Origin of the sequence: Flagellimonas amoyensis (genome assembly GCF_003058265.1) — a bacterium.
Taxonomy (GTDB): domain Bacteria; phylum Bacteroidota; class Bacteroidia; order Flavobacteriales; family Flavobacteriaceae; genus Flagellimonas; species Flagellimonas amoyensis.
This window is the reverse complement of the sequence record NZ_QBUK01000009.1, coordinates 216,713-239,630: the sequence shown is the minus strand read 5'-3', so window position 1 is coordinate 239,630 and position 22,918 is coordinate 216,713. Positions and strand designations below refer to the sequence as shown.

22 protein-coding genes and 1 pseudogene are annotated in these 22,918 nt (G+C 43.4%); 12 read left to right on the top strand and 11 right to left on the bottom strand.

What is annotated here, in order from left to right:
- The 4 genes and pseudogenes from DB398_RS13965 to nagB form a co-directional block, all read left to right on the top strand.
- A pseudogene (locus DB398_RS13965) lies at nucleotides 1-729 on the top strand (gfo/Idh/MocA family oxidoreductase); the annotation flags it as partial.
- A 78-nt stretch (nucleotides 730-807) separates the two neighbouring features.
- Nucleotides 808-1,656 carry a fumarylacetoacetate hydrolase family protein gene (locus DB398_RS13960; RefSeq protein ID WP_108425057.1) on the top strand — a complete coding sequence of 283 codons (849 nt, stop codon included), beginning with the start codon at nucleotides 808-810 and terminating at the stop codon, nucleotides 1,654-1,656.
- A 180-nt stretch (nucleotides 1,657-1,836) separates the two neighbouring features.
- The gene (locus DB398_RS13955) at nucleotides 1,837-3,645 is read left to right on the top strand and encodes a sodium:solute symporter family protein (RefSeq protein WP_108425056.1); all 1,809 of its coding nucleotides are present in this window, start codon (nucleotides 1,837-1,839) and stop codon (nucleotides 3,643-3,645) included.
- Nucleotides 3,646-3,663: 18 nt separating this feature from the next.
- Nucleotides 3,664-5,583 carry a glucosamine-6-phosphate deaminase gene (nagB, locus tag DB398_RS13950; protein ID WP_108425055.1) on the top strand — a complete coding sequence of 640 codons (1,920 nt, stop codon included), beginning with the start codon at nucleotides 3,664-3,666 and terminating at the stop codon, nucleotides 5,581-5,583.
- Between the two features lie 545 nt (nucleotides 5,584-6,128).
- On the opposite strand, the gene DB398_RS13940 is transcribed toward nagB, so the two are convergent.
- From DB398_RS13940 to DB398_RS13920, 5 genes are all read right to left on the bottom strand, one after another.
- Entirely contained in the window at nucleotides 6,129-7,976 is a 1,848-nt protein-coding gene (locus tag DB398_RS13940) for a CocE/NonD family hydrolase (RefSeq protein WP_108425071.1), read from the bottom strand.
- An 86-nt stretch (nucleotides 7,977-8,062) separates the two neighbouring features.
- Nucleotides 8,063-8,785: a LytR/AlgR family response regulator transcription factor gene (locus DB398_RS13935; protein WP_108425053.1), complete on the bottom strand. Its 723-nt coding sequence runs from the start codon at nucleotides 8,783-8,785 to the stop codon at nucleotides 8,063-8,065.
- On the bottom strand, nucleotides 8,782-9,849 hold the full coding sequence (locus DB398_RS13930) for a sensor histidine kinase (protein ID WP_108425052.1): 1,068 nt from the start codon (nucleotides 9,847-9,849) through the stop codon (nucleotides 8,782-8,784). Before DB398_RS13930 ends, DB398_RS13935 begins: the two co-directional genes overlap by 4 nt.
- A gap of 139 nt (nucleotides 9,850-9,988) precedes the next feature.
- Nucleotides 9,989-10,621, bottom strand: a complete 633-nt coding sequence (locus tag DB398_RS13925) for a response regulator (RefSeq protein ID WP_108425051.1) — start codon at nucleotides 10,619-10,621, stop codon at nucleotides 9,989-9,991.
- Nucleotides 10,608-12,599, bottom strand: coding sequence for a tetratricopeptide repeat-containing sensor histidine kinase (locus DB398_RS13920; RefSeq protein WP_108425050.1), 1,992 nt, complete (start codon nucleotides 12,597-12,599; stop codon nucleotides 10,608-10,610). Before DB398_RS13920 ends, DB398_RS13925 begins: the two co-directional genes overlap by 14 nt.
- Nucleotides 12,600-12,745: 146 nt before the next feature.
- Here DB398_RS13920 and DB398_RS13915 point away from each other — a divergent pair, with 146 nt between their 5' ends.
- The 3 genes from DB398_RS13915 to DB398_RS13905 all read left to right on the top strand — a co-directional run bounded on the left by DB398_RS13915 (nucleotide 12,746) and on the right by DB398_RS13905 (nucleotide 14,812).
- Nucleotides 12,746-13,135, top strand: a complete 390-nt coding sequence (locus DB398_RS13915) for a hypothetical protein (RefSeq protein ID WP_159076448.1) — start codon at nucleotides 12,746-12,748, stop codon at nucleotides 13,133-13,135.
- Between the two features lie 59 nt (nucleotides 13,136-13,194).
- Nucleotides 13,195-13,692, top strand: coding sequence for an outer membrane beta-barrel protein (locus DB398_RS13910; RefSeq protein WP_108425048.1), 498 nt, complete (start codon nucleotides 13,195-13,197; stop codon nucleotides 13,690-13,692).
- A gap of 79 nt (nucleotides 13,693-13,771) precedes the next feature.
- Nucleotides 13,772-14,812 (top strand): OmpA family protein, encoded by a 1,041-nt coding sequence (locus DB398_RS13905; RefSeq protein WP_108425047.1) that lies wholly within the window; start codon nucleotides 13,772-13,774, stop codon nucleotides 14,810-14,812.
- Between the two features lie 65 nt (nucleotides 14,813-14,877).
- Here DB398_RS13905 and DB398_RS13900 read toward each other — a convergent pair whose 3' ends face one another.
- The 5 genes from DB398_RS13900 to DB398_RS13880 form a co-directional block, all read right to left on the bottom strand.
- Nucleotides 14,878-15,513 carry a hypothetical protein gene (locus DB398_RS13900; protein WP_159076447.1) on the bottom strand — a complete coding sequence of 212 codons (636 nt, stop codon included), beginning with the start codon at nucleotides 15,511-15,513 and terminating at the stop codon, nucleotides 14,878-14,880.
- A 27-nt stretch (nucleotides 15,514-15,540) separates the two neighbouring features.
- Nucleotides 15,541-15,969 (bottom strand): hypothetical protein, encoded by a 429-nt coding sequence (locus DB398_RS13895; RefSeq protein WP_108425045.1) that lies wholly within the window; start codon nucleotides 15,967-15,969, stop codon nucleotides 15,541-15,543.
- 24 nt (nucleotides 15,970-15,993) lie between these two features.
- Entirely contained in the window at nucleotides 15,994-16,911 is a 918-nt protein-coding gene (locus DB398_RS13890) for a hypothetical protein (RefSeq protein WP_159076446.1), read from the bottom strand.
- A gap of 435 nt (nucleotides 16,912-17,346) precedes the next feature.
- Entirely contained in the window at nucleotides 17,347-18,252 is a 906-nt protein-coding gene (locus tag DB398_RS13885; RefSeq protein WP_108425043.1) for an ImmA/IrrE family metallo-endopeptidase, read from the bottom strand.
- Nucleotides 18,249-18,596, bottom strand: a complete 348-nt coding sequence (locus DB398_RS13880; RefSeq protein WP_108425042.1) for a helix-turn-helix domain-containing protein — start codon at nucleotides 18,594-18,596, stop codon at nucleotides 18,249-18,251. The genes DB398_RS13885 and DB398_RS13880 overlap by 4 nt, the downstream gene beginning before the upstream one ends.
- 383 nt (nucleotides 18,597-18,979) lie before the next feature.
- On the opposite strand from DB398_RS13880, the gene DB398_RS13875 reads away from it, so the two are divergent.
- Genes DB398_RS13875 through DB398_RS13865 form a run of 3 tightly spaced genes read left to right on the top strand, consistent with a single transcriptional unit; the run spans nucleotide 18,980 to nucleotide 21,311 of the window.
- A complete protein-coding gene (locus DB398_RS13875; protein ID WP_159076445.1) occupies nucleotides 18,980-19,651 on the top strand; it encodes a multiubiquitin domain-containing protein in 672 nt (223 codons plus the stop codon).
- Nucleotides 19,652-19,653: 2 nt separating this feature from the next.
- Nucleotides 19,654-19,992, top strand: a complete 339-nt coding sequence (locus DB398_RS13870) for a hypothetical protein (protein WP_108425040.1) — start codon at nucleotides 19,654-19,656, stop codon at nucleotides 19,990-19,992.
- Nucleotides 19,989-21,311: a HesA/MoeB/ThiF family protein gene (locus DB398_RS13865; protein ID WP_199913405.1), complete on the top strand. Its 1,323-nt coding sequence runs from the start codon at nucleotides 19,989-19,991 to the stop codon at nucleotides 21,309-21,311. The genes DB398_RS13870 and DB398_RS13865 overlap by 4 nt, the downstream gene beginning before the upstream one ends.
- A 30-nt stretch (nucleotides 21,312-21,341) precedes the next feature.
- Here DB398_RS13865 and DB398_RS18375 read toward each other — a convergent pair whose 3' ends face one another.
- Nucleotides 21,342-21,512 (bottom strand): hypothetical protein, encoded by a 171-nt coding sequence (locus DB398_RS18375; protein WP_159076444.1) that lies wholly within the window; start codon nucleotides 21,510-21,512, stop codon nucleotides 21,342-21,344.
- A gap of 279 nt (nucleotides 21,513-21,791) precedes the next feature.
- Between DB398_RS18375 and DB398_RS18470 the strand changes: the two genes are divergently transcribed.
- Both DB398_RS18470 and DB398_RS13860 read left to right on the top strand, forming a co-directional pair.
- Entirely contained in the window at nucleotides 21,792-22,058 is a 267-nt protein-coding gene (locus tag DB398_RS18470; RefSeq protein WP_199913404.1) for a transposase, read from the top strand.
- Between the two features lie 20 nt (nucleotides 22,059-22,078).
- Nucleotides 22,079-22,909 (top strand): IS3 family transposase, encoded by an 831-nt coding sequence (locus DB398_RS13860; protein WP_234416293.1) that lies wholly within the window; start codon nucleotides 22,079-22,081, stop codon nucleotides 22,907-22,909.
- The last annotated feature ends 9 nt before the right edge of the window (nucleotides 22,910-22,918 follow it).

Genomic DNA, 22,918 nt, shown 5'->3' with positions numbered 1-22,918 from the left:
GATTACGGTTGCGGCACCCTGGGCGATATGGGGGTCCATATCTTCGATACCCCCTACAATGCCCTGCAACTGGACGTACCGACCACCATAACCACACAATGTAGGCCCTCCAATGGATACAGCTACCCAGAAAACAATGTGGTTACCTATGAATTTCCAACTACTCCTTATACCTCAAAATCCTTTAAGTGGATTTGGTATGATGGCCCTGGTGTTCCTGATATGCATGAAGATTTGGTTTTGCCCGGTGCTAAAAAGACAATGGGCACAAAACCGAAAAAAGAGGAGAGTGTGGCCGATAAGATGTCGCTCGATGCCAAAGTGGCCGGAGAGGGCGAACTGCCAGAACAGGGAGCTATGTTCGTTGGTGAAAAAGGCAGGTTGCTGCTCCCCCACTTCATGCAGTTGCCCAAAAAGATCGTGAAGGGCAAGTATGTGGACATCTCCAAGGAGATCGCCAAGGTATCGGCGGCCAACAACATGGGCGAGCCCATCCGAAATTACGAGACCGAGGGCCCGAAGCACTACCACCAGTTCGTGGATGCCTGCTTGGGCAAAGGAGAGACCACTGCGCCATTCGATTATGGGGCACGGTTGACCGAGACCATACTTTTGGGCACCATTGCGGGCCGTTTTCCTGGTGAAACGTTGCATTGGGATGCGGAAGCGGCAAAGTTCAAGGAAGAAAAGGCCAACCAATACTTGTCAGGGGATTATCGGAATTTTTAAAGATATCCCCGATCGACACAGACAATGACTGAGCGGTAGGAGCGCTATTATTTTTTAAAACAACAAAATAGATTCAATATGAAATTGATACGATACGGGAAGATGGGAATGGAGAAGCCAGGAGTATTGATAAATGACAAACGATACAGCCTATCAGCCTACTTCAAGGATTTTGATAGGGATTTTTTTGCGGCAGATGGCCCTGTCCAAGTGAAGGAATTGCTCTCCAAAGGAGAAGATTTACCATTGGTGGGAGAAGAAGAACGATGGGGAGCCCCAATGGCAAGGCCGGGAAAGGTGATGTGCATAGGGTTGAATTATTCGGACCATGCCAAAGAAGCAGGAATGCCGATTCCTACAGAGCCAATCATCTTTCAAAAAGGAAGCAATACCGTGGTCGGACCCTACGATCCTATTTTGATTCCCAGGGGAAGTGAAAAGACCGATTGGGAAGTGGAACTGGGAGTGGTGATAGGCAAAAAGGCCAGATATCTGGATTCGATAGAGGCATCCAAGGAGTGTATTGCAGGGTATTGTTTGGCCAACGATGTTTCTGAAAGAGCGTTCCAATTGGAAAGAGGCGGCCAATGGACAAAGGGCAAATCATCTGACAATTTTACGCCCATAGGACCTTTTTTGTTGGATGCGGATCGCATTGAAAATCCCCAAGACCTGGACATGAAACTTTGGGTAAATGGCCAGCTTATGCAATCGGGCAATACCGACAACATGATTTTTTCCGTCCATTTCATTGTTCATTACCTATCCCAGTTCATGACCTTGGAAGAGGGGGACCTTATTCTTACGGGGACTCCCCCAGGAGTTGGCATGGGCCAGAAGCCACAGGTATACCTGAGGTTGGATGATATTGTCGAGCTTGAAGTTGAACATTTGGGTAGACAGAAACAAATTTGCCAAAACGCATAAGAACAGATTGCTTGGTTTTGATGCCAATAACACAGAGGGGGCATCCGACCCTAGTATTTGAATAGATAGTTTTTAGTTGTTGAGTTAGTTGATGAAGGCGGGCAGGGGTTGCTCCCTGCCCATTCTTTTGCAATACGGAAAATAACTATTTTCTTTTTCCAACCTTTCCACACCATAATCATGATTACATTACAACTGCTGGATTATGCCATCATAATCACGTTTTTTGCCATTACATTGGGCATAGGCCTCTATGTTTCCAAGAGTTCGGGGAAGAGCAGTTCCGAATTCTTTCTTTCAGGGAGATCCATGCCGTGGTGGCTTTTGGGTATTTCCATGGTGGCGACCACTTTTTCCACGGACACTCCCAATCTGGTCACGGACATCGTACGTACCCATGGGGTAGCAGGCAATTGGGTATGGTGGGCGTTTCTGCTCACTGGACTTTTGACTGTTTTTATCTATGCCAGACTTTGGAGACGTTCCAACGTAAATACCGATCTGGAGTTCTATGAGCTGAGATACGGTGGGGCACCGGCCCGGTTTTTGAGGGGCTTTCGGGCCATATACCTTGGGGTGATCTTCAATGTGATCACCATGTCAGCCGTTACTCTGGCGGCCATCAAGATAGGGAGCATCATGTTGGGGTTGGAGCCTTGGCAGACCGTTTTGATTGCAGGTATCGTCACGGTCACCTTTAGTGCCATTGGAGGATTCAAGGGAGTGGTCTACACGGATTTTGTCCTGTTCTTTGTGGCCATGGCAGGAACTGTGGGGGCTGCTTATTATCTGGTGAATATCCCGGAAGTTGGTGGTTTGGATGCCCTGCTTTCGAATTCCCAAGTGAAACAAAAATTGGCAATTGTGCCCGATCTAGATAACACAGAGGCATTGATTACACTGATTATTATCCCCTTGGCGGTACAATGGTGGAGTTCTTGGTACCCAGGATCGGAACCGGGGGGCGGGGGCTACATTGCCCAACGGATGCTTTCAGCCAAAAACGAGAAACATGCCATAGCCGCTACTTTTTTCTTCAATATCATGCACTATGCGGTGCGTCCCTGGCCTTGGATCTTGGTGGCCTTGGCCTCGCTGGTGGTCTTCCCGGACCTTGAAAGTTTACAACAAGCTTTTCCGATAGTTTCTGAGGATAAGCTTGGGCACGACCTGGCCTATTCCGCCATGCTCACTAAACTACCTACAGGTCTGTTGGGGCTGGTACTGGCTTCATTGATAGCAGCTTACATGTCCACGATTTCCACCCAACTCAACTGGGGTTCGTCATACATTGTGTATGATTTTTATAAAGAAAGGGTCCATCCAGGGGCATCAGAAAAGAGATTGGTAGCGGTGGGTCGCCTATCCACTGTCGTTTTGATGATTCTCAGTGCTGCATTGGCACTCTTGCTGCAAAATGCACTGCAACTTTTTGAGATACTCCTTGTTTTTGGGGCCGGTACGGGTCTGATCTTTATCCTAAGATGGTTTTGGTGGCGAATCAATGCTTGGAGTGAAATCACGGCCATGTTCGCTTCTGGAATACTCTCGTTGGTACTCAAATTGACGCCTCTTGGGGATTTTTTATTTGCTGATGGCGGACTTTTGCCCAGTTGGACCGAATATCCCTTTGTGGTCCTGTTCACTACCCTTGCATGGTTGGTGGCCACCTTTGTCACCTCACCGGAGCACAAGGAAGTACTCTATGCCTTCTGCGAGAAGATCAGACCGGGAGGCCCGGGATGGAACAAGATCATAGTGCAGGGAAAAAAAGAGGGAATCGATTTGGAAACAGGGGAAAAATGGAGTGTGCCCAGTGGAATACTGGCAATGCTCCTAGGAACAGTCCTCATTTATAGTACCCTGTTCGCGATGGGCTATTGGATCTATGGAAAATGGCTTTGGGCATCTGTATTGAGCATCATCGTTGTGGTTTCGGCAACGAGTCTTTCACTTTTATGGAAAAAAATTAAAATAATCATTAGATAAAATACGTCACAATAAATTATGGGAACGGGTCAACAATCAATTCAACATGAGCCTGCAGGACAATTTGAACAAACACGATTTGAAAAGATACACAATGTAATCTTTGATGATTCAAGACAGGGATCATTGGAGGTTGCAAAGGAAATATCGGAACTGATCAGGGAGAGGTCTGGCAGGGGCCTTCAATGTGTCCTTGGCCTGGCCACGGGATCTTCGCCCATCAAGGTTTATGAGGAACTGGTGCGCATGCACAGGGAGGAAGGGCTCAGTTTCAAGAATGTGATCACTTTCAATTTGGATGAGTACCATCCCATGGAAAAGGCCAATATCCAGAGCTACCATTATTTCATGCACCAGCACCTGTTCGACCATGTGGACATATTGCAGGAAAACGTGCATATCCCGGATGGCACGGTGCCCTCCCATGCGGTACAGGAATATTGTAGGGAATATGAACGGAAGATAGAAGAGGCGGGCGGACTGGACTTCCAACTGTTGGGCATAGGCAGGACAGGGCACATCGGCTTCAACGAACCGGGGTCCCACTATAATTCTGCCACTAGGGACATCACCTTGGACCATATCACAAGGGTGGATGCCGCTGGATCGTTCAAAGGGCTTGAGAACGTCCCCCGCAAGGCCATCACCATGGGGATAGGGACCATCAGGAAGGCCAAACGCATCGTGCTGATGGCCTGGGGACAGAACAAGGCAGAGATCATCAGAGGGACCATAGAGGGGGAGGTGAGCTCCGAGGTGCCGGCGACCTATCTACAGGAACACCCTAATGCCACCTTTGTGCTGGACAGGGAGGCGGCATCTTTGTTGACCCGGATAGACACCCCTTGGTTGGTGCAGAGCTGTGACTGGACCAAGGACCTGACCCACAAGGCCGTGGTGTGGCTGAGCCAGAGGAAGGACAAGCCCATCTTGCAACTGACCGATAAGGATTATAACGACAATGGGATGTCGGACCTGCTCAGTACGGAGGAATCCTCGTATGAGATCAATATCCGGACGTTCAACCGTCTGCAACATACCATAACGGGCTGGCCAGGAGGCAAGCCGGGAGCGGATGACAGCAACCGTCCCGAGCGGGCGGAGCCTGCCAAAAAGAGGGTGATCATCTTCAGTCCCCACCCGGACGACGATGTGATCTCCATGGGAGGTACCTTTGACCGTTTGGTTTCACAGGGACATGAAGTGCACATCGTTTATCAGACATCGGGGAACATAGCGGTGGCCGACCACGAGGTGCTGAAGGTTGCCGAGGTGGCGAATTCCATTCAACCTACCGAACACTTTAAGCAAGTAATACTTGATCTTGAAAAGAAAACGGACATGGACTTTGATTCGGAACCTGTGAGAAAGGTGAAGGGGGGTATAAGGAGGAGTGAAAGTTATGGCGCCACCCGATATATGGGCATACCGGACAGTCAGGTGCATTTTCTGGACCTTCCGTTCTATGAGACCGGCACGATCAAGAAGAACCCGCTAGGTGAACGGGACATCCAGATCATGAACGACATCATCGAAAAGATCGAACCGCACCAGATCTATGCGGCGGGCGATCTGGCCGACCCCCATGGCACTCACCGTGTCTGTCTGGAAGCCCTTTTCGCTTCCTTGGATGCGCTGAAGCCACGACCATTCATGGAAGAGTGTTGGGTATGGCTCTATCGCGGGGCATGGCACGAGTGGGACACCCACGAGATCGAGATGGCCGTCCCGATGAGCCCTGAGCAGGTCCTGAGAAAGCGCAAGGCGATATTCTACCACCAGACGCAAAAGGACGGGGTGATGTTCCAAGGGGAGGACCTCAGGGAGTTTTGGGTGCGCGCCGAGGACAGGAACAAGGACACAGCACAGAAGTACCAGGCACTTGGGCTGGCCAGCTATGCTGCCATGGAAGCTTTTGTACGGTATGATTTTCATTAGAAATAGGCATCATTGTCTTGATTGCTAACAATGGTTCTACCAAGTGTGATTTGGAATAAGGTATGAGAAGGGTCTTTCAAAAGAGAACCTCAGGGCGTGAATCCAATTATGGACCTTGGAAGTGGCAATTATTACGGCAGGGAGCTTCTTCGAAGCTATGCTTATGGATATATACCTGTCAATCTTCGGAAATTTTTGAACACCAATACAATATAGAGGACAACACCTTAGTAAGAACTCTATTATTGGGACAATCCTAGCTCTTATTTGCCCAGTTCATGATACAGGGCCAAGAACATCTTTTCATGCAAGGGATGATTAAGGATGGGATTGACAAAGTTAATGAGTATGTGTTGGCTTACAAGGAAGAAATGGAATGTTATCCCATATACTTCATTGACTCTATTGTTTTTTATTTAAGAGAAATGATTCAACATGAAGCTAATAAAAGAGGATGTCGTTCTGTCCATTTTATACACAAACCCATAGAATGTTTGGTCGGGGAATAGATTTGATCAAACATATTTTTGATAGAAACATTTGGTTTACTTACATAGTGTTGCCATGGAGAGGTAGATTTTGTTTTTCTTCACAGGAATCTGAATATAGCTATCGCTGTGCCAAGTGATCACAAGGGGGGTTTTGCCATCTGCCATGGTTTCTTCGCTTACAGGTTTGCCCGAACCATAATTGATCTCGGTAAAAGGTTCCTTGATTCCGTTGATAACAACTACCAATCGGCTGCCTTTGCTGATTTTTTTGCTCGTCATCCGGACAATGCCAAAAGGAATCTTTGTTTTGACAAGGGGTTCCAATAATTGTCTTTTTTCGCGGTCCAATACATAACTGGCCCTTCCCACATAGGGCAATGTCAATGCAAAGAACTTCCCGTCTGGCGTTTGCTCGTACAATGCAACACTGTAGTCAAAATCCTTTTTGTTGATGGATACCGACATTTCTCCTCCAAAGGAGCCATTGACTTCGAAATCGGAGGTAAAGGGTTCGGTGACAAAGGAAAATCCTTGGCCAATGGTCAAGTTGTCTGCAACAATGCTTCCCCATCCGCTTGAATTCCAGGTGAAATTCCGCCTGTCCAAAAAATCGATTGTCTGTTCCAAATACCCTTCAGGATCATCGGGACGCTCTTCCAAACTGAAATGGATGTTCTCCCCATTGTTCCCAGAATTATAGGTTGATCTAAAGGCCACACCCGATCGTTTGCTGCTCAGGTAATAGGTAAGGGTGTCGTTTGCCATTTGGTCTAACGAAGGGGCATGTCCCCATGTATTGGCTCCCATGACCTCATAATTGATCTTGTCCTTCAGCAAGGACGGTTTCTCCTTGTCCTTCAGGATATGGTCGAACCATTCAAAGATCAAATCCGTGATGTCGATTTGGGCCGCAGGATCTATATCATATCCCAAAATGTGGGCGTTGGGTTTTCCTTGGGCACCAAAATGGGTGTAGGGCCCAATGACTAAATAATGCACTGCATCCTTATTGTATTTGGTGTGTTCGTTCAAATAATATCTAATGCCCGTTTGCCCCCCATCATAATACCCTGTCGTGGACAGAACGGGAATGTCCATATGCGAGAATTCCTCTTTATAAGGCATCATGCTTTGCCAATAGGCATCATAAGTAGGGTGCAATAACCGCTCATTGAATTGAGGATTGGGTAACCCATCCAAACTGTCCATTTTATTGTAGGCGACACCTTCCCCATACCATTTCATGTTCAGGTCTTGCCATCTTTGCCCATTGGAATAAAGGGTGGTGTCCAGGTATTTGTTGTTCGACACATAATGGTGCCAGGGAAAATGAAAATTTTGATGGACACCATTTTCCATGGGCTCGGCTATTCCCGGTGCCACGGATACGGATGGTACAATGGTTTTCAGTGCGGGGTGCACCCCATGCTTGACCGAGGCCCATTGGACAAAACCTACATAGCTTCCCCCATACATACCTATTTTTTGATTGCTCCACTCCTGTTTGCTTATCCACTCGATGATATCATAAGTGTCGGTCGCCTCTTTTTTAAAGGGCATTATGGAATCTGGGCTCAACCCTTTCCCGCGAGTATATGAAATGACCCCGACATAACCCCGATCTGCCGCCATTTTTGCCTTTTGCAGATCACTCTTCCGGGAATATATGGTGTGGAAAAGTATGGCAGGATTTGGCTTGGTGATTTTGGAGTTCCTAACCACTATGGCATGGATCTTTGCACCATCCCTGGTTTGGATCAAAATACTGTCCTGAATAAGATATGTGGTGTTGTCCTCAATGACCGTACGGGGAACCTGTACAGCGTCTTTTCGCTTGCAATGGATTAAAAAACAGCAGCTTGCTATTAAGACAAGAACGGATGTTATAATGTGTTTTTTCATTTTGACAGATGTTGGATTTTGAACATATTTCACCATCACCATGAGCCCTTGTCATTGGTGATATGTTTTTTTGATGTATGTATTTGCTACAGACTTTTTAGTTTTTTGAACAGTACGGATTGCCTACCTGAAACTTCAATGGTTTTCCCTGTAGTTAGGAAAATCCGTAGTTTATTGTTGAAATCCGGTTGGATTTCCTTGATGTATTCCGTGTTGATGATCTGGCTCCTGTTGGCCCTAAAGAACACGTTGGGATCCAGTTTTTTTTCCAGAAGGTTCAAGGAGCGTTTGATCATGGTTTTCTTGTCGTTGAAGTGAAGTTGCGCATAATTGTCCATGGATTCGATCAAACTGATGTCCCCCAATGTGATAAAATGTACTTTTTCGCCGTCCTTGACAAAGATTTTTTGGTGATTGGAAACCGTTGTCTGCGGTTCTTCCACTTTTTTTTCCAGTTCCATTTTGACCTTTTCAATGGCCTTGGCAAATCGTTCTTCCCGCAGGGGCTTCACCAGATAATCCAAGGCATTCACTTCAAAGGCCTTCACGGCATATTGGTCGTAGGCCGTGGTAAAGATCACTTCAGGAACGGTTCCCAATTCATCCAACAGGTCGAATCCTGATTTCCCGGGCATGTGAATGTCCAGAAAAAGAATGTCGGGTTGTTCTGTCTCGATCATTCCGATGGCCACTTCCACATTTTGTGCCTCTCCCACGATACAAAACTCCGGATACCCATTCAGTGCCCTCCTCACTTCTTCGCGAGCCAAGCGTTCATCATCAACGATCAATGTTTTATAGGTCTTCATTTCTTATTGATTGGTATCTTTAGGGTTGCCTCTATCATCAGCTCCCTAGGGGCTCCGATCTCCAATTCTGCCGTTTCCCCATATTGTAACAAAAGACGTTCGCTTAAATTTTTCAACCCCAACCCCTTATGCTCTTTTGTTGAAAGAATCCCTGGATTTTTGACAGTGATGAGGATATGGTCGGAATCGGTCCGGACCGAAATTTCCACCGTTCCTCCATCCAATTGTTGGTCTATTCCATGCTTGATGGCATTTTCAACCAGAAGTTGGATACTCAAAGGTGGGATGGTATGGCTCTTTAAGGTATCATCAATATCCATTTTCACTTTCAAACGTTCCTCAAACCGTAATTGTTCCAATTCCACGTAGTCTTTGACCAAGGCCAACTCCTCGGCAATGGTGATGGCGGTATATTCTTTCCCATAAAGTGACGAACGCAATAGATCGGACAACAAATCGATGGCCCTGCGCGCAATTTTGGGATTTTCAAGGGTCAACGCTTTGATGGAATTGAGCGAATTGAACAAGAAGTGGGGGTTCAATTGTGCTGAAAGATTGTCCAGTTGTGTCTGCTTGGCCATAACCAAGAGCTGGGCATTCTTTTTTGCGGTATCAATCTCCCTAACATAAAATTTATAACCATGGTAGGCAAGCACCCAAATGGACATATGCCTTATGCCTGTGATCAGGACAGGATTCCATAAAAGCAGATTTTCAGAAAAGGTATTGCTGCCATTGAACATATAAATATATACGGACATTTTAATGTTCATCAAGAACATGAACAGAACGGACAACATCAAAATCGAAGGAACGGCCCTTTTCAACAATTTTTTGATGCCCAATCGGCCCCATCCCTTCTTCAATGCAATGGCTCTATAGGCATGGGTGAGCCCGATACAAATGGCAACATCGAGGACATAATTGGTCAGAGCATCGGTAATGCCAAACCGATCCCGTACCAAAGCAATATATAACCACAGCAGGGAAACAATTCCCCAACCTATGATCTGGCATTTCCAGTAAAGGGAAAGTATGTTGCTCGCTTTTTGGGTCTCTGGCATGGTACAAAGCAACAAAAAACATCCTATCCTTTGAAGGTAAAATACACTGGCGCACAGAATTGGGGCTGAGCGATTAAAAATAGGGAGTAAAATGTCCTATGCTATGGATCATTTAAAAGAGGCTGAGCGCTATGGTACTTTACAGCAGTTGATGCTTGTTGGCCACCATGATCAGTTCGGCCACATTTTTGACCTGGAATTTATGGTGCAGGTTTCTACGGTGCGTTTCAATGGTCAATGGACTTACGTTCAATCGTGATGCAATCTCCTGTGTCGTTTCCCCATCGGCCACCATCCGTAGGATCTGTTTTTCCCTTTTGGTCAGATAGGGGGGGTCTCCCAGTTCATATTTGGTGGGCTTGGAAATAATGCCCCCGATCTCATTGCAAAAATGGATCTCTCCTGCCATTACCGCTGAAATTCCCTGCAACAGTCCTTGCTTTGAAATATTTTTCAGCATATACCCATTTGCACCATTTTGGAGCGTCTGCATGATGATGTTCCTCTCATTATGGTTGCTCAGTACCAAAACCTTTGTTTCGGGTGCCATGGCCTTGATTTTTCGACAGAGGTCTATGCCGCTGACATCTGGCAGGTTGATGTCCAACAACACCAAGTCAGGCCTTTCCCTTTCGATAAAGTCACAGGCCTCGTTGCCTGACGTAAAGTGTCCAAGAACGTCCAACGGATCACCATCCAAAAGGGATTTGAGTCCCTCTATCACAATGGAGTGGTCATCTACAATGACAATGGAGGTCTTATCCAAGTACATTCAGTTCAATGTTTACTGTGGTCCCATCGTTGGGTTCCGATATGATATTGATGCTGCCGTCCATGGTCTGGACCCGATGGTCCAGATTGCGGAGTCCCAATCCTTTTTGGTTCAATGGCGACTGTGGGTCAAAGCCTATTCCATTGTCTTCCACGGTGATGTAGAACTTGTTTTCGTTTTGACTGCATTGCACAATGGCCAGGGAAGCCTTACTATGTCTTAGGGCATTGTTCAACAATTCCTGTACAATTCTATATATGGTCAGCTTTTCGGTTTCCGTCAATGTGGATTGGATCTCATAGGGTTGGTAATCCACTTTGAAATCAAGGGTTTCGTAGGATTTGCACAAGTCTTCCAAGGCACTGGACAATCCTATCCTCGATAACGACTCTGGCATCAGGTTATGGGCGATCCTTCGCAATTCCTTCATGGACTTGTCCACGTTGGTAATGATCTTTTTGACTTCTTCATACAGGGTCTTGGCCACTTTGGTTTCCACATTGGAAAGGTTGATGCGCACCCCGGTCAGTATGCCCCCCAATCCATCGTGAAGGTCTTGTGCCATTCGTTTGCGTTCCAGTTCCTCACCTTTTAGCATGGCCTGGGCGGACATCAGTTGCTGATCCTGCTTGAGCTTTGTCAACTGGTTGCGATAGTTCTGTTCCTTTTCAAAGGCCAGTTTTTTGTCCTTTCGATAATAGAAATAGGAATATAACACTACGAACAGGAAAAAGAGACTGATGGTTCCCAACAACCAATTTGCAAGCCGGTTATTATGGGCCGCTAGTGAAGCCATTTTGTTTTCTGCTTCCAACCGGGCTATGCGTTTTTCTTTTTCGGCATTGTTGTACTTGATTTCAAGGGCATTGATATCGCTCTTCAGCTTGCTGGTGTGCAGACTATCGCTCAGGGTGCTGTATTTTTTTTGCCACTCATAGGCCTGTTTCATATCGCCCAGATTGACGTAGGTTTCCGTTAGCCCTTGGTATATTTGTAGTTTGTTGATGGCCAGCGACATGATTTCCTTCTGTTCCAAAAGAAACTGGAAGATCTTCTCCGCTTTTCTGTACTCCTTGTCGTTGTAGTGCACATAGAATTTCTGAAAGAGCAAGGTCTGCTCCTCGTATTTTAAAGCACGCTTCTGGGCCAAGGCTATCCCCCTGTCCAAACTGACCAGGGCATCATCAAACTGGCCCACAACGGTAAAATACATCCCCTCAATGGCATAGTAGCGTAAAAAATGTTCAGAATCGGGGTAGGGGGACAAGCGTACTTTGGCACTATCGAGCATGGCCTTGGTCTGGGCGTATTTTTCTTCGAACACATAGTTTTCGGCAATGGTGTAATAGGCCTTGGCGAGTACTCCCGGCTCTGCACGGGCATTTCTTAAGGCACTTATGGCCTTTAGGCAATACTCCTCTGCCTTGTCAAGCTGTCGCTGGTTTTTGAAGACGATGCCCAGCGCCAAATAATGATCTCCCACTAGCACACTGTCGCCTGACTGTCTGGCAAAAGGAATGGCCTTGTTCAATAAGATGTCGGTAAAGGCTTTTTCGTCATCCAGAGTCTGTTTGAGGGCCCCAATCCTTCGCCAAACCTTTGATCGGTAATAATAGGCGTCGGCATTCTGGTATTCCTTGAGCAGTGAGTCGGCGGTCAAGTAAATGGATTGGCTTTTTTCCTTATCGGTATCATAATAAAAATAGGCCTCGTAGTAGAGCTGCAATCCTTTTAGGTATGGATAGTTCTGGCCAAGTTCATTTCCTTTGGTCAAGTGCTCATGGGCCTCATCGTTGTTCTTGTTGTACCAATATTCGGACAATAATAGGTTGGCTCTTGCCTTGACACTGTCGTTTCCTGCATTTTTCAGGATTTGGTTCAGACTATCCGCATATGTGGACCCGCTTAAGGGAGTTTGGGCAGGACAAATGTAGATACCAAGGACAAGGAGTAGGATGATCAGGGGGTTTCGAATCATACCCGCAATTTATGATTTAGTTTAATCATTCAATCGCTTTTGCCTAAAAATACCAAGAAACCAGTAGTCGAAAATACCTCTGGTCGGGTATTGTTATGGAGGAGCGGGGCGTCTACTTTTGCCCTGTAAATTTAACTAGAGAGATCATGAAAAGAATGATTAGATTATTGGCCTTTGTTATTATGGTAGGTCTTGGGGCCTGTTCCTCGGATGATGGGTCCGTTCCGCAGACCAGGGAAATGACATATGAAATAACTGGTAACTACTCCGGGGAAGTGGTAATCGTTTATTCCGATGAGGGAGGAAACCAGCAGATTGCGGAAGCGGAATCCCTGCCTTGGTCGAAATCTGTGACCATTGATGGAGACGTGCCCGTAATAGTACTTGGAGTCTCGGACAGCGTAAGTAACCCGGGCAACGAAGGAGAGACCGTTCTGCTTAAAATTTATCGGGGGGACACTGTGGTGGAGGAATCCACTGTTACTGCAATAAGCAATGGTTACATGAACTTTTCCATGACCTATGAGTTTGACTGATGGTCATACCCGCATATCAAAATGCAACGAATACATCATAAACTTTAACCTTTAAATACATGAAAACTTTTTTACTAAGCTTTGGATTCATCCTGTTGACCTGCCAAATTGCACTGGCCCAAAATGATTTCCGCATTGGTGGGAAACTGATCTATGGAACCGAGATAGAGAGCATTGGTATTGGGGCCACAGCAGAAATCCCCATTATGGACAAACTTGTCATTGCTCCGGATATCGGATACTATTTTCCCAAAAAAGAAGGTGATGTCAAATTCAATATGTTCGAGATAAACGGTAATGTGAACTACTATTTTGTGGACGACGAGACCTTGGGTTTTTATGGCTTGGGAGGATTGAACTATACCCATGCCAAAGTAAAGTTCGACAATGATTTTGGCAGTGGAAGTGGTAGTAGTGGTGAAGTGGGACTGAACCTGGGAGCCGGTGTCAATTTTCCCATAGGGAAGAACTTCTTGCCCTTTGCCGAGATTAAGTACGTCCTTGGCGATGCCGACCAATTGGTCATTGGTGCCGGGGTGAAATTCAACATCGATTAAAGGCATAAAAGTTACATATATCTAAAAAAAACAGATGGAAGTGGTTGTTTCGACCACTTCCTTTTTATTTATACACATTATGAAATTACCGATTTTACATCCAAAAAGAATATTGCTCTTTTTTGCACTGATATTGCCATTGATATCCTGTAAAAAAGGAGCTGAAAAGAAGGACGCTGACACAGGTACCGAGCCTATGGAAGAAACCCAAATCGGACATGCCTCCGAAGCTGTGGAAGAAACAGGTGCCGAAGAACCTAAATTCAACATCAATGACCTCCCTATCTCCAAGGTCGACCTTGGAGAGTTCCCATTTTTTAGTCTGCCTGAAGGGCTTGTCACCACAAACCGCCCCATACAGCGAAAATATGATGTGCTATTTGTTGCGTTGGATAGCATCATGACTCCTTTGGAAGGTAAAGTATGGAAGACCTATATTTCTGCCGAGGGAGGTTACGATCAATGGTCCTTACCTTATTTCCAGAAAAGTTACGATGACATCATCACTTCTGTTGGCGGGGTAAAAGTGTTTGATGGAAAAATAAGCAGTGAAGAATACGAAAGATACCATGACGACGCGGTATATATGGGCGAGGATGGTTCCATTGGCTACGTGGGCCAACGGATACGGACCTATGTGATCCGACGGCCAGATGGTGGAAACATCTATGTGCAGCTGACTGGGGATACTGCATCAGGCTGCCTGAACATCCTCCAGGAAAAACCCTTTGAGCAGACAATCTCCATTTTAAGGTCGGACAAGATTCAAAAAGATTTGGAGGAAAGCGGTAAAGTGGTGTTGTACATTAATTTTGAGTTGGACAAGGCGGTTCTTACGCCTAAAGGGACAGAGGCCGTTGAAGAGGTGGCCAAGGCATTGCAGTCCGATGAGGAGTTGAAGGTTTCCATTCACGGGTACACCGATGCCTCGGGGTATGATGCACATAACCAAAAACTGTCCGAGGACAGGGCACAAACCGTGATGAAAGAATTGGTCTCCATGGGAATCGATGCCCAACGGTTGTTATTTCAAGGGCATGGTTCCCAAGACCCCATTGCGGATAATGAAACTGAAGAAGGACGGGCCAAAAACCGAAGGGTGGAACTGATAAAACAATAATGAAAATCGTTCAATGAATCGGAAGTAGTACTCTATTGTATTCTTCCGATCCATCGGACCATCGTCTATTTCAATTTTACTTTAACAGTTTCAGTGTCGGGCTCCACAGTTATGACCTGTATCAGGAAATCACTATGTGATACAGTGTAGTATTGCCGGTCATAGTAATCCACTCTTCCTCCATAAGAGCCATACCCGCTGCCCGTATATTGGTCCTGATACCCCGAGGATGTCCAGGGCAAGGTTCCCATGATGATGTATTTCCCTGGTTTGATTTCGGGAAAGGTAAATTCACCTCGTGAATTTGTCTCACAGTACAACCGATGCCCATAGGCGATGCTGTCCATATAGACAATCCGGTTTTTCTTTATGTTCTCCTTTTTTCTTTTGAGCTCATACCATTCTTCGAAGTAAGGGGTATAGGGAAACAGTTCCACGGTAATATGGTTGGCATAGATTTTCTCTGCCAAGGGAGCTTTGAAACCCAAATTGTTGGTGGGTTTTGTAAAGGCGACCCCCTTTATGGTGGCTTTGCCCTTGGCCAAAGAGTTCCTTGCGATAACTGAGTCAAAAGGCTGTTGTGGGAAAATCCTTTGTAGAGGGTGTTTTTGATATTCTTCCTGCTTGTACTGGGCACTTAGATTTGTACTTCCAATAATTGTGAAAAGAATTAGGGATAAAAGTAGGGACGTTTTTTGCATATTTCTTTTGTTGTTGAATACGATTTTTCAATCACCATGTACGGTTACCGTTCCGTCAACGTAATAGTTTGCCACAAATACAAGGACGCCATCTGGGGCCACCTCGGCTGAATGTGTAGCTACCTGCTCTTTTTCCAGAAAAATCTTGATGGAGACCATTTCTCCGACAAAACCATCTTCAACGGCTACGGAAAGACCCACCCCGGATGCCAAATAATGCAACGACACCTCTTTGGTCCAAGGAAGTGTAACGGTTTCCTCATAATCAACATCATCAAGGACATCTTCTGGACTCAAGATGGTCGGGGTATATTGAATCTGGACCGGGACGGAAACAGTGCCCGTCACTTCATAGCGATAATCGCTAACTTTCTGACCGGCGCCATCATCGCTTGAGCAAGCATTTGACAAATAGGCCATCAGTACGACAAGCGCAATGGCTGCGTATTTTTTCATAAAATAGGTTTGTAAGGATTACTGTTATGGGTTCCCGAACATGATACCCATCAGTTTGGCAGCTATGGTCTGAGCATCGGATTTTCCTGAATAGACAGGTTGGCTTTGTTGGATTTCCATATCTGAATCGCTGACTGGTACAGGGGTCACTTTTTTAAACTCGTACACCATTGGCATATCCGAATCCATGTCTTGATAAATTGCAATTTTCATGATACCATGTTCCTCCTCCAAATAGAAAGGGTGTATAAAATTCAGTGACTGAGGCATGCGTTCGGAGGTCCAGACCTCAAGTTTTCCCAATGCCATTGGTGCGCTGTTTTTCAACGTATATATGGCCTTGGCGCAGGTGTAGCCGGCGATTACATCAGTGTCATTGGTCTGCTGCCTGTCATATAAGTCCATGTCTATCCTGGTCTGTAGCTGGATTTCCCCAAAATAATCCTTGTCATATTCGAACGTAAGTTGCTTGCTCTTATCATATTGTGACTGGATGAACACCACCCCGGTCTCATTTTCACCATTCAGTTTATTCTCTAGATGGTACATCAATCCATCGCATTTGGCGAGTGCATGGTCTTCTCGTACGAAGATTTCATTTTTGAGCATTGGTGCAAACATGATCTGCATGGCAAGAATGGGATTGGCCTCCATTACCTTTTTTATGTTTTCCGCCTCGGATTGTGATAAATCTTTCATTAGGTTTTGCATCTGTTGCTGCACATCTCCCTTGGATGGGTCTACCTTGTTCAAAATTTCGCTCAAACGGTTTCCGGGAAAATGGATGACTACGTCTATCTTTCCCTCGCTGAAATTCTCTTTGGTATTATTCGTTCCCAGAATCTCCAATTGCTCGGATTCTGCTTGTGGTCCCTGACCTTGTCCATTTTTGCATGAAAGTATGGACACAAGGGCAATCAATAACATAATTCTGTTCATCATTTTAAAAGTATTTGGGCATTGTTGGGTTTTGATTAAATATTTGTCTGTTTCTAGCACACGGTATTAGGCATTGTGAAACGCCATGATTTATCAAAATTAGGGGGTCCCTATGAAAGGGGCAATCACTGAAAACCAGTATTTTTTCCTTACCGATATTTCATTTTGTCCATTTCACTGAAAATTTGATGTGTGAAGAATAGGGGAAGAAAAATAAAGTTATGTGTCCGGCCACTACTTGGGAGCTTGGATTATTGGAAATGAAAAAAGCCTGTAAACATCTTGTTTACAGGCTTTTGCATAAATTTGGAAATATTCCAAGCGGTCTGGACGGGACTCGAACTTTATACAAAAAAAGCCCATTTTTCAGGGCTTCCCGGAGGGTCATTTTTGAGAGGCACCGAATTGCTCACCTTTTAACAAATTTTAACGTTTATCCTATTTAAGGATTACTTTATTTCTTGCTTTTTTCATTTTTTCCCCTTTTGGGAAAATTAACACAAATGCATTATATCCATTTTTAAATAAATGATAGTTGGCTTCCATAATTTCACCACTTTTTAAGGTTAGGGTTATTTCTCCATCGGTGATGAATGGAGATTTGGAAAGATACCTGGGAATGAAATCCCATGTGTATCCAAATTGTTCAGGAAAGTCGATTTTTCCAAATTCTAAAAAAAATGATTTTGAATAGAATAGGTTTCTCGTAGAACAAATTGGCTTATAAAAATTTCTGTTTTGTATTGGATCTAATACGAGTAAGGCGCATCTTTTACTGGTTTTAAAAATGTAATTTCTGAATGAGGCATGGACTGAAGCCCCAAATTTTTTAGCTAATGCTACAATACCGGGAAGTCCAAAATCAAATTTTCTCATTTCTCGATCAAAGCGATTGTGCTGAAAAAGTGTAATAGATGCAAAATAGTTAGCCTCTTCTTCAAATTGATCTTCAAAATCCGGATTTAATGTAGTGGCGTTGTCAAAAGCACCAATAACGGCACTTTGCCAAGGTAAAACACCATGGCCTGTTTCATGTAGCTTTACAAAATTTTTTCTACCGAGATGTCTGGTTTGAGATATGTAAATGGTACTTTCAGAACGATCAAATAAGCCCCGAATATTTAATAGTCCTTCTTGAAGAATTTTAATTCCTTCTCCCGTTTTTTCTTTTAAAGACTCAAAAAAGGTTTTGTCTATATGACTTAAATCTACATTGTTGTTAATAATCAATTCAGAATGTTCAACAATTCGATCAACAGGGGTAGGAAATATATCAAAAGCCTTGCTTTGTTTTAAAAGTTCAAAGGACACCTCTTCGATGTCCTTTCTTGTAGATTCAATCATTTATTACGGCTTTTTAGAAACTCTAAATACTCCAAAACCGAATCCTTCTGTTCTTTTGTAAGTCCATCAGAGGAATATTGAACGGCGTTAATGAATTTAGTTTTTTCACTTCTTTCTTCCACTGGATTTTTGTCGATTATACCGGCGGAGTAAAGTAAAATATCCAAATCTACATTGTAAAGCTTAGCAAGCTTATATAAAGTATTTGCAGATGGCTGTTTTACTTTGTCATTTTCTAACTGGCTCAAATAAGCATTTGAAATTCCAAGCTTTTGCTCAACATCCTTAAGTGTAAGTTCTTTAAGGGTTCTAAGACTTTTGAGTGTTTTTCCTAAGCTGCTCATGAGATATTAACTTTAACCAAAGTTAATAAATTAATTTAAACATAGCAAGATTATATCTTAACAAAATAAGATAGATAAATCAAGAATTAATTTTACTATATATAGATATTTGATTATATTTGTATTTCAATTCATGTTTTTAATTAAACTATAAGAATGAAAAACGCCCAAAAAGTATAGCGGTACTTAATGGGCGGAAAGGGTTAACGTTGGTTCGTTTTTACAAAAAAAAATTGCAGTTCTTTTGTAATTCCCTCATTTCTTTCAAAGGTAAGTAAATTTTACTTCTGCTAAGAGATGTTAAATAATTCTGCACTTGTTGTCAATGCATACTCCATTGGTTACTTGATTGATGAATGAGTATAATTAAAAAATCTCTTTTAATGAAAGCAGAAAAAAAACAAAATCAAGAAAGGAAATTGTATTTAAAATTCTTAATTCAAGAAATTGAATACAATTGGTACGATCAGTTTATCACTGGGGAACAATTAAAAAATTTAGCGGGTATTAATATTGAGGAGGAATTATTTCTGTCTCTTGTTGATCCGTGGGATGATGAATTGATTTCCAATGATACTAAGGTTGATTTGGCTAGACCAGGTATTGAAAAATTTTATGTTAGGCCACTTCTAAAGTTTAAGATTGACAACAAAATGGTAAGCTGGAATGAACAGTTCATTACAGGGCTACAAATCAAAAACTTGGGGTCTCTGAGTGATGATGAACAAGTGTTTTTAAAGATAAAAGGAGACTTTGAAGATGAGATTATATTAAATAATGCAAAGGTAGATTTAGCCAGACCAGGTATTGAGAATTTTTACTCTAAGAAGGCCATCCCTGCATTGGTTTCAATTTTCATTGATACCAAACCTTATGAATTGGAAAGAGGAAAATATACCGGGTCAGAGTTGAAGGGTATTGGAGGTGTTCCTATCGACTATGAACTTGAACAAATTGTTCATGGACAAATCAAACTTATTAGTGACAATAAAATGATTGTCATTAAAGGAGGAGAGGAATTCATATCACATCCCAAAGATGGACATTCTTCTTAAGTATGAGTTTTGCCCAAAAAGAAATTGATGAACTGAAAAAGGTAGCTCCCGACTTGAAAATTATTCAAGAAGGGGGGTATACCTTTTTTTATATTGAAAAATTATTGCTGCCAGACGGATGTGTGCCAAATATAATAGAAGCATTATTGTGTCCTACTCCACATAGTGGCTATCCATGTAGATTATTTTTCTCTTCCCAAATTTCAGGCTGTCCTGCGAGAAATTGGAATGGAAATTTAAGAGTTATTGGTAGAAATTGGTTTGCCATTTCATGGAAAACTAAATCAGGACTGACTTTATTAGAAATGGTAAGCATTCATTTAAAAGCGTTGGAAAGATGAAGAAGATTAAATTTAAGTTGCCTAAACAATTAAGAAAGGAGATTGTAAAGGATTTAGAAAGGGACCATGATCATGCATACGAAAGGGTTGGGTTTATATTAACTCGTTTATGTGTGACACAAACACAGGAATTGATTATTGCATATAAATTTTGCCCAGTAGCAGATGAAGATTATGTTCAAGATGAAAGTGTTGGTGCTCGGATTAATTCTTTAGCGATAAGAAAGATTATGCAAACGGCACTTACGGAAAAGTGTGGCGTTTTTCATGTGCATATTCATGCCCATAGTGGAAAACCATATGAAAGTTTAAGTGATGCGGAAGGAATTCCTCCTATGATGGAAAGCATTTCTCGAATAAATTCCAAAGAAAAGCATGGATATTTAATCTTAAGTAAAAACTCGGCATTTTGTAATGTTTATTCGAGTGATTATCAATGTTTTATTGAGCCCAATATTTATGAGGAAATAGGATACCCCATGAATTTTGTTCTTTCAGATAAATTTAAAAGTTCACTTGAATTAGAAAGAAATAAACGCCAAATGTTTTTAGGTGAGGACTCTCTTTTACTTCTAAAGGAAATAACCATTGGTATTGTTGGATATGGGGGCGGGGGGTCTCACATTGGTCTTCAGTTGGCACATATCGGATTTGAAAATATAGTGATTTTTGATGGTGATAGATTTGAAGAAAGTAATATTAACAGGTTAGTAGGTGCGAATTATTCAGATATTAAAAATTGTACAAGAAAGGTAGAAATAGCCGAACGTGTAATAAAAGATGTATTGCCAACTGCCAATGTTGAACTAGTCCAGAAAAGATGGCAAGAAGAACCAGAGAAATTGCAGAAATGTGATATTATTATCGGGTGTGTTGATTCTTTTGTTGAAAGGCAACAACTTGAAGCAGAGGCACGACGTTATCTTATTCCATTAATTGATATTGGTATGGATATTCATAAATCCAATGATAATTTTTCGATTTCTGGCCAGTTAATTTTATCATTACCAGGAGATTTTTGTATGAGTTGTTGTGGGTTCATTACAGACAAAAAATTGGAAATTGAAGCCATGAAATATGGTGATGTAGGAGGAAATCCACAAGTAGTATGGTCTAATGGGGTACTTGCTTCAAGCGCTGTGGGTTTATTGATGGATATTTTGTTCGGGTGGAGTGGACTGGAGGATAGACAGGTTTATTTATCCTATGATGGAACATTAGGAATAATGATTAAGCATACAAGATTACTAGCTACCCCAAAAGAGTGTAAACATTATTTACTGAATTTAACGGGTCCACCAAGATTTATTAAAATTTAAACTAAATATTATTTAAAGTGTTCAAAGTCATTAATCGTTTCTTTTTTTTACGAGTGAAGCAACTTCATTTACCATATTATCCAATTCTCTTCGATTAAGATTTATGGTAGGAGAATTTGTAAAATGATCACTAGTTTTTGAGGTAGTAGAAATATCTTTTTTAAATTCTACTGAAATAACTTTTCCTTTGTTTGTTTCCATGTCGATGGTATTAACTTGTTTGCTGAATCCTTAATGCAGCCTGAGACTCTAAATAAATTAAAGCTTGTAATGTCATACTATTTATAGGCTTAAGGGTTTTTTTATCTCCAGTCACGTATTTGCCTGAAAATTTTCGCTCTCGTGTTTGTGTAAAAAACCTTAAATAACCTCTTGGTGAAACTCCTTCAAAAAACAAGATTTTAACTTTTTGTGTAACCCTCCCTAAAAGTCGGACTGGTCTAAATTAGACAAAAAGTTTAATTTTAACAGTCAGATATTATGAAGAGAACCAAGTTTACCGAGAGCCAGATCGTATCCTGCATCAAGCAGCACGAATCAGGGGTCAAAGTGGACCAGATCTGTAGGGATATGGGCATCCACAAGGCCACATTTTACAATTGGAAGAAACGATATTCGGGGATGGACAGCCTCGAGCTCAAGCGCCTGAAGGAACTTGAGGAGGAGAACCGCAAGCTCAAGCAGATGTATGCGGACATGGCCCTTGACAACAAGATGCTCAAGGACGTGCTCTCAAAAAAGTGGTAGGCTCCGGTGAGAGGAAAAACATGGTGGCCTACCTGGGGGAATATTACAGGGTAAGCATCACCAGGGCCTGCAGGACATTGACGTTCCCAAAGTCGATGTACTATTACCGCTCCGTGAAAGATGACGGTGAGGTGATCGACAAGTTGCTGGAACTTTCCGTGGCCAAGCCAAGGGAAGGACAGGACAAATACTATCAGCGGATAAGACTGGAAGGCCATAAATGGAACAGGAAGCGGGTCAGACGGGTATACCTGATGCTGGGCCTGAACTTGAGGAGAAAGACCAAAAAGAGGGTGCCCAAGCGGGTCAAGGAGCCCTTGGTGCTGCCCGATGGTCCGAACATGACATGGTCCATGGACTTCATGAGCGATTCATTGGTGCACGGGAGAAGGTTCAGGACCTTCAACATCATCGATGACTTCAACAGGAAGGCCATCGGCGTGGAGGCCGAGTTCAGTTTCCCTGCCATGGGCGTGGTACAGGTATTGAAGAGGGCCATCGGGGAACACGGTAGGCCCGAAAGGGTCAGGGTGGACAACGGGCCCGAGTTCCTTGCGCTCGATTTCACGAGATGGTGCGAGGCCCAAGGGATAGACATCCAGTACACCCAGCCGGGAAGGCCCATGCAGAACGGGTTCATTGAACGGTTCAACCGTACTTACAGACAGGACGTGCTTGACGCACATCTGTTCGAGGACATTTCACAGGTACGCATATTGACCGAGGAATGGATAAAGGATTACAACATGAAACGGCCGCATGAAGCCTTGGGTGGGATCACCCCGGAACGCTATGAAAAGGAATTCTCTTCCAAGCAAGCTTGCTTGGAAGAACAAACAAAAGTTGTCTAACCAATGGTC

Bases quoted from the DNA above. Each gene is read 5' to 3' on its own strand.
- DB398_RS13900 (WP_159076447.1), bottom strand. From the start codon at position 15,513: ATGCAAAAAACGTCCCTACTTTTATCCCTAATTCTTTTCACAATTATT.
- DB398_RS18375 (WP_159076444.1), bottom strand. From the start codon at position 21,512: ATGGAAACAAACAAAGGAAAAGTTATTTCAGTAGAATTTAAAAAAGAT.
- DB398_RS13870 (WP_108425040.1), top strand. From the start codon at position 19,654: ATGAGTTTTGCCCAAAAAGAAATTGATGAACTGAAAAAGGTAGCTCCC.
- DB398_RS13885 (WP_108425043.1), bottom strand. From the start codon at position 18,252: ATGATTGAATCTACAAGAAAGGACATCGAAGAGGTGTCCTTTGAACTT.
- DB398_RS13880 (WP_108425042.1), bottom strand. From the start codon at position 18,596: ATGAGCAGCTTAGGAAAAACACTCAAAAGTCTTAGAACCCTTAAAGAA.
- DB398_RS13955 (WP_108425056.1), top strand. From the start codon at position 1,837: ATGATTACATTACAACTGCTGGATTATGCCATCATAATCACGTTTTTT.
- DB398_RS13865 (WP_199913405.1), top strand. From the start codon at position 19,989: ATGAAGAAGATTAAATTTAAGTTGCCTAAACAATTAAGAAAGGAGATT.
- DB398_RS13875 (WP_159076445.1), top strand. From the start codon at position 18,980: ATGAAAGCAGAAAAAAAACAAAATCAAGAAAGGAAATTGTATTTAAAA.
- DB398_RS18470 (WP_199913404.1), top strand. From the start codon at position 21,792: ATGAAGAGAACCAAGTTTACCGAGAGCCAGATCGTATCCTGCATCAAG.
- DB398_RS13915 (WP_159076448.1), top strand. From the start codon at position 12,746: ATGAAAAGAATGATTAGATTATTGGCCTTTGTTATTATGGTAGGTCTT.
- DB398_RS13860 (WP_234416293.1), top strand. From the start codon at position 22,079: ATGGTGGCCTACCTGGGGGAATATTACAGGGTAAGCATCACCAGGGCC.
- DB398_RS13920 (WP_108425050.1), bottom strand. From the start codon at position 12,599: ATGATTCGAAACCCCCTGATCATCCTACTCCTTGTCCTTGGTATCTAC.
- nagB (WP_108425055.1), top strand. From the start codon at position 3,664: ATGGGAACGGGTCAACAATCAATTCAACATGAGCCTGCAGGACAATTT.
- DB398_RS13940 (WP_108425071.1), bottom strand. From the start codon at position 7,976: ATGAAAAAACACATTATAACATCCGTTCTTGTCTTAATAGCAAGCTGC.
- DB398_RS13895 (WP_108425045.1), bottom strand. From the start codon at position 15,969: ATGAAAAAATACGCAGCCATTGCGCTTGTCGTACTGATGGCCTATTTG.
- DB398_RS13935 (WP_108425053.1), bottom strand. From the start codon at position 8,785: ATGAAGACCTATAAAACATTGATCGTTGATGATGAACGCTTGGCTCGC.
- DB398_RS13890 (WP_159076446.1), bottom strand. From the start codon at position 16,911: ATGATGAACAGAATTATGTTATTGATTGCCCTTGTGTCCATACTTTCA.
- DB398_RS13930 (WP_108425052.1), bottom strand. From the start codon at position 9,849: ATGCCAGAGACCCAAAAAGCGAGCAACATACTTTCCCTTTACTGGAAA.
- DB398_RS13925 (WP_108425051.1), bottom strand. From the start codon at position 10,621: ATGTACTTGGATAAGACCTCCATTGTCATTGTAGATGACCACTCCATT.
- DB398_RS13960 (WP_108425057.1), top strand. From the start codon at position 808: ATGAAATTGATACGATACGGGAAGATGGGAATGGAGAAGCCAGGAGTA.
- DB398_RS13905 (WP_108425047.1), top strand. From the start codon at position 13,772: ATGAAATTACCGATTTTACATCCAAAAAGAATATTGCTCTTTTTTGCA.
- DB398_RS13910 (WP_108425048.1), top strand. From the start codon at position 13,195: ATGAAAACTTTTTTACTAAGCTTTGGATTCATCCTGTTGACCTGCCAA.